This window comes from Mesorhizobium sp. M4A.F.Ca.ET.020.02.1.1 (genome assembly GCF_004022645.1).
In the GTDB taxonomy this organism is placed as follows: domain Bacteria; phylum Pseudomonadota; class Alphaproteobacteria; order Rhizobiales; family Rhizobiaceae; genus Mesorhizobium.
The window spans coordinates 1-5,232 of sequence record NZ_RZOI01000434.1 but is presented as its reverse complement, the minus strand read 5'-3'; the positions used below and the strand labels follow the sequence as shown (position 1 = coordinate 5,232).

The window sequence follows — 5,232 nt, the reverse complement described above, 5'->3', positions numbered from 1 at the left end:
ATCCACTACTACGCGCCTATGGCCTTCACGCATCAATGCGAGACCTGGGATCGATCGCCGCTCGCCCGTCTCGCCAACCTGCCCTTTCCTGCGACGAAGGACTCGCCGCCGGTCCGGGCGCTTGTCTCCAAACTCCAGGCGGCGGGCGACGAGGAGGCTGCCTCCCTTCTGGAGCAGGAACTGTCGAGGCCGTGGGGCGAAGCGCGGATTGCGTCGGACTTCGCCGGGCTCGGCCGCTGGTCGGCGGCCCAGCACTGCCCGGTCATGCTGAACGAGTTCGGCGTGCTCAATTTCTGCGTCGATGCCGACAGCCGCGCGCGCTGGGTTCGCGCCGTGCGCAGGGCGGCCGAGGCCAACCAGATCGGCTGGTCCCATTGGGAGCTCGACCAGGGCTTCGGCTTCATCGCCAACAGGCAGAGCGCGGAAGGGTTCGACAGCTCGATGATCGCCGCCCTGCTGGGCAGCGACGGCGAGGACTGACATGGACAAGGCTCAGCACATCCGGGCGCCGATGCCTGCGACGGTCAAGGCCGACCGGCAATGAGCGTCACCGGGACATATCCGCCGGTCGGCCTGGACGCGTCGAGCTTTGAGGCGCCGCGCGGCGACGCGCTGCTGCATGTCTGCGTGTCGCTTACCCTCGTTGCCTTGACGGTTTCGGCCTTTGCCGTCTGGACGCCGTTCGGCATCGCGGCGACCTTCCTGCTGACGCTGATCGTGGCCAACGCCATGCCCGCGGGCGTCCCCGTCCTGATCATCTGCGCCTTCCTCTACCAGAACCTCGTGGTGACCTGGTACACCCCTTACATCCCCGACAACGATACGTTCGACGCGCTGCGCGGCACCAACTTCGTCATCCTGATGACCGCCTTCTGCATCTTCCTTGCCGCGTCGTTCCAGCAGCGCGTGCGCGCCCTGACCGAATTGCGCTTCTGGCTGCTGCTGAGCATCGTTCTGTGCGGGACGATCTGTTTCTATCTTGCTTTGGGGATCGTGCACGGCCAGCCCAAGGATGCGGTCGTTTATTTCCGCAACACGATCACGCCGCTCGCCTGCTTCCACATCGCGGTTCTCGCCGCCAGCCTCTATCCGGTCGACCTGCGCAAGAGCATGTTCTGGCTCGGCGCCGGCGCCGTCATCTACGGCTATGTGGAGCTGACCTTCACGATGGATTTCCTCAGCCTGTTCCATGGCGACCTCTACATCCAGCGCAACATCGCCCGGCAAATCGAGACCGGCGTCTGGGAGAAGTCGCTCAAGGAAACGGGCTTCGTTTTCCGTGGCCTGCAGGACGTGATGACGACGACCTTCTTCAACACGCCGTTCTTCAACGACATCCTGCCCAGTGTCTTCCGCATCGGCGGCCCGAATTTCCATTCGATCAGCTACGCCTACGCGCTCAGCATCATCTCGGCCTGGCTCCTGTTCAGGGGCCGCTGGCTGCTGCCCATCGCCGCCCTACCGCTGCTTCTGGTCATCGGCTCCAAGGGCGCCACGTTCCTTTTGCTCATCGCACTCGCCATGCGCATCATCTACCGCCCTCCCCGCGCCCGCCTGACGCTCGCGGTCGCCCTGGCTCTGGCAGCAGCCTGGACGACGGCCGCGATCGCCTATGGCGCCACGCATGGCGACTACCACGTGCTTGGCCTGACCGCCGGTTTGCGCGACTTCCTGGCCAACCCGCTTGGGCAAGGATTGGGATTTGGCGGCAATTTGTCGAGCACCAGCCTCAATCTCAGCTGGGCGACCGCCCAGGCCGAGGGCGTCGCCTCGGTTCCCGTCGAGAGCGCCGTCGGCGTCATGCTCTACCAGATGGGCGTGGGCAGCTTCATCTTCTTCGGCTTCCTGGCGGCGCTCGCCGTGGCCGCCCGGCGGCAGCTGATCGAGACCGGCGACCCGGATTTCCTGTTTGCCTTTGTCGGCATCGTCACCATCTCGGCCAATGCCGTGCTGCAGGAAGAGGCGTTCTACTCTCCGCTCGCGCTCAGCTTCTGCCTGCTGCTCGTCGGTGTCTCGCTCGGAACGCACTGGCGCGAGGTAGCGGCGGCAAGGGCCAGGCCGCAGGACTGAACTTTCGGGAGCACAAAGGCAATGCCGACGAAAGACGGCGCTGCTGACCTGTCGTCGCCCTCTGGTTCAGGGGCCGAATATCACCAGTTCGGTGAATGTCAGGTCACCGGGCGAAGGCGGTTTCGGCCCTTTGAAATATTTCAGCCCCTTGTTCGCGAAGTAGCGGCCGAACAGGCCTGCGATCGGCCCGTTCGCATCGGCTAGGCAGAGCAGGATTCCGTGTCGCAGGAGAAAGCGTCCCAGCGCGCCGGCGCCGCGGCTCAGATCCGCGAGCGAACGGCAATAAACGATTTGGGCGCACGGGATCAGGCCGTGCAGGATGCGGCGCGGCATCAGCACCAGCGGGTATGCCGCCCCGTCGCGAATGCAGACGAATGACAGGCAGCCCAGCGCGGCATGATCCTCGAGGATGGATCTCTCGCTGTCCGACAGCATCGCCATTTCGGCGAGGTCGGAGCGGACCTCGAGCACGCGGCATGACGGCTGCGCCGAACTCAAGGCCGGCAGGAAGGCGAACTGGCCGCTGGCGAAGAGGCGAAAGCCGAGCGCCTTGTTGGCATTCAACGTCGAAGGCGCCGGCGAAATGTTGGTGTAGGTCACATCCCGTCGCCTGAGCACCGGCCAGATCAGCTTCATGGCATAGGGGCGGAATGCCTTATCCACCGACCAGCTTGAGATGTTGCAGCGGATTTCATCGCCCTCCCGGCCCGGGTAGCGGGAATAGAGGGTGAGCACGACCCCGACGATCCGGCCGGAACTCTCCAGGGCGAAACCGTATCGCGGACAGTCGTCGATCGCGGGCCGTTGCGACAGACGGGTCAGCGCATGTTCCCAGTACCTGCGGCGACGCATCGGAAAGCCCCTGCGGAGGCAGCCGATCACGCCATCCCAATCGCCCTCGCGAATTGGTCGACAGCTGAGATCGGAGGGAAGTGCGCCATCCATAATCGACTCGGGAATACTACCAAACTAGCTGGATAGCTTCACGTTCGTACTTATGCTACTTGGCAAAAATTAACAATCTCTGCGCCTTAAAAGGTAATTCTGTAGTCGTTTCTGAAATACAACCTTGCACAACCATCGGCTTTTGGTCACGCAAGGACACGGCATCCCGTACGGGCCACGGCTTGCCAGGCCGAAGCGCCACGGCCCTTCCGCGTCGCCGCCGGCGGCTGTTCGAAGTCCGAGGCTTTGACCATGGCGCCAGCGCCTTTATTGCGAAGCTCCCTGCTTCGGATATTCGAGCTGCATGGCGACGAAATCCTTCGTGCCGGTGCCGTAGCGGTCGGCGATGTTCCGCAGCGTCTGGTCCAGCGCCTCGACCGGTGGCTGATGCTCGAAGCTGGCGATCCGCCGTTCCGAAGGCCAAGAGGCGGCCACCTGGTCGGGCAGGAAGCGTATGCCGTTGCGGCTCGTGATGGCTTCATTCGTCCCGGAAACCGTCACGGCGCGCGAACGGTAGGTGCGCGACCACGCATCCGCGACAAGGGCGAGCGACACCTCGTCCATGCCCGGCGTCAGTTCCAGACCCATTTGCTCGTGATCCCAGAAGGCAAGCGTGCTGCGAATCGCCGTCAACGCGAAGGGGCGCGTGAACTTGAAGGCGGCGCTGGCATGGCGCGCATCCCAGCCGGTCAGTCCAAGCTCAGTCGCGACGGCTTCGGCCTTCTGCCTGCCGGCAATGGCCTCAATCAGGGTCAGCATCATCGGCATCGACGCAGTGATCCCGGTCGTCGTCGCCACACCCTGGTCGACCACGAAGCGCCGGTCGGCGACATAGCGGATCGAGGGATGCCGATCGCGAAGCCCGCCCACGGAGTACCAATGCGTGGTCGCCCGCTTGCCGTCGAGCAACCCGCTGGCGCCGACGACCTTGGCTCCGGCGCAGATGCCGATGACGATGGCGCCCTTGGCCGACTGGCGCCTTATCCATTCAAGCACCGCAGGATCGTCGTCGCGGCTCATCGCCGGAACGATGACGTAGTCGGCGCCTTGCGGATGCCGCGCATCGAACGCCGCCACCGTCGCGTCCGGCTCCACCGTCATCACATCGGCCACATCGGCGCGCTTCAGGATGCCGTAGGGCATCAGATAGTCGGTGGTTTCGGTGGCGTCATTGATGCCGATGATGGCGACCAGCGGCCGCTGCCGCTTCGGCCCCAGCGCCGCTATCGTGGCGTCCGCCTCTTGCCGGCCGATCGCCGGCGCGGCGATGGCTTCGGGTGTCGGCGGCAGCGACAACAGCCATCCCGCGCCGAGAGCCAGGAAAAGCACAAAGATACCCAGCCCGCCCCACAAGACAGTCCGCAAGCGCATGGTGGATCCTCTGCTCGACCGAAGAGGTTGACCGAAAGTGTAAAGGCGCTAGGCTTTGGCCGAAATGACATAAATCGTGCGAAAACTGCCATGCAACGGACAGTCGCGATCGTTATCCACCCGGGCTTCCAGTTGCTCGATGCCGCGGGGCCGACGGCCGCCTTCGAGATCGCCGGGCGTTTCGCCCCCGGAAGCTACGAGCTGGCGATGCTGGCTCCGGGCGGCGGCGAGGTCGAAAGCTCGTCGGGCGTCCGCCTCACCACGGCGCCTCTGCGCGACGGGCGCTTCGACACGGTCATCATTTCCGGCGGCGAGATCGTGCGCTCCCTGGCTGCCGCCGAACAGATCGCCGCCTGGCTGAAGCGCGTCGGCGCGCGGCGGATCGCCAGCGTCTGCTCGGGCGCCTACCTGCTCGCGGAAGCGGGGCTGCTCAACGGCCGCCGCGCCACCACGCATTGGGCAAGCACGGACGATTTCGCCCGCCGCTATCCGAGGATCAGCGTCGATGCGGACCGCATCTTCGTTCACGATGGCGATGTCTGGACCTCGGCCGGCATTTCCGCCGGCATCGACCTCGCGCTCGCCCTCATCGAGGACGATCTCGGCCAGGATGTCGCGCGCCGCACGGCGCAGCAGCTTGTCGTCCACCAGCGCAGGTCCGGCCAGTCGCAGTTTTCCTCGCTGGTGGAGCTCGGCGGCCGCACCGGCCGCTTCGCCGATTTGATTGAGTGGATGCGGGACCATCTCGCCGAGCCGCTGACGGTCGAGGTTCTCGCCGACCGCGCAGCCATGAGCCCGCGCCACTTCGCCCGTGCCTTCACTGGAGAAACGGGAACTACGCCTGCC

Annotated in this window: 4 protein-coding genes and 1 pseudogene; 3 read left to right on the top strand and 2 right to left on the bottom strand. The window is 65.1% G+C overall.

Going from position 1 to position 5,232, the window contains the following annotated elements:
- Nucleotides 1–480, top strand: a pseudogene (locus EN742_RS23290) (endoglucanase); the annotation flags it as partial.
- A gap of 60 nt (nt 481–540) precedes the next feature.
- Nucleotides 541–2,070 carry a hypothetical protein gene (locus tag EN742_RS23285; RefSeq protein ID WP_126058534.1) on the top strand — a complete coding sequence of 510 codons (1,530 nt, stop codon included), beginning with the start codon at nt 541–543 and terminating at the stop codon, nt 2,068–2,070.
- A 66-nt stretch (nt 2,071–2,136) separates the two neighbouring features.
- Here the strand turns inward: EN742_RS23285 and EN742_RS23280 are convergent, their stop codons facing one another.
- Together EN742_RS23280 and EN742_RS23275 are read right to left on the bottom strand one after the other, a co-directional pair.
- Nucleotides 2,137–2,922: a hypothetical protein gene (locus tag EN742_RS23280; RefSeq protein WP_245482215.1), complete on the bottom strand. Its 786-nt coding sequence runs from the start codon at nt 2,920–2,922 to the stop codon at nt 2,137–2,139.
- A 360-nt stretch (nt 2,923–3,282) separates the two neighbouring features.
- A complete protein-coding gene (locus EN742_RS23275) occupies nt 3,283–4,386 on the bottom strand; it encodes a DJ-1/PfpI family protein (protein WP_126058533.1) in 1,104 nt (367 codons plus the stop codon).
- Between the two features lie 90 nt (nt 4,387–4,476).
- On the opposite strand from EN742_RS23275, the gene EN742_RS23270 reads away from it, so the two are divergent.
- Nucleotides 4,477–5,232: DJ-1/PfpI family protein (locus EN742_RS23270; RefSeq protein WP_128333325.1), on the top strand; the 756-nt coding region annotated here is incomplete at its 3' end.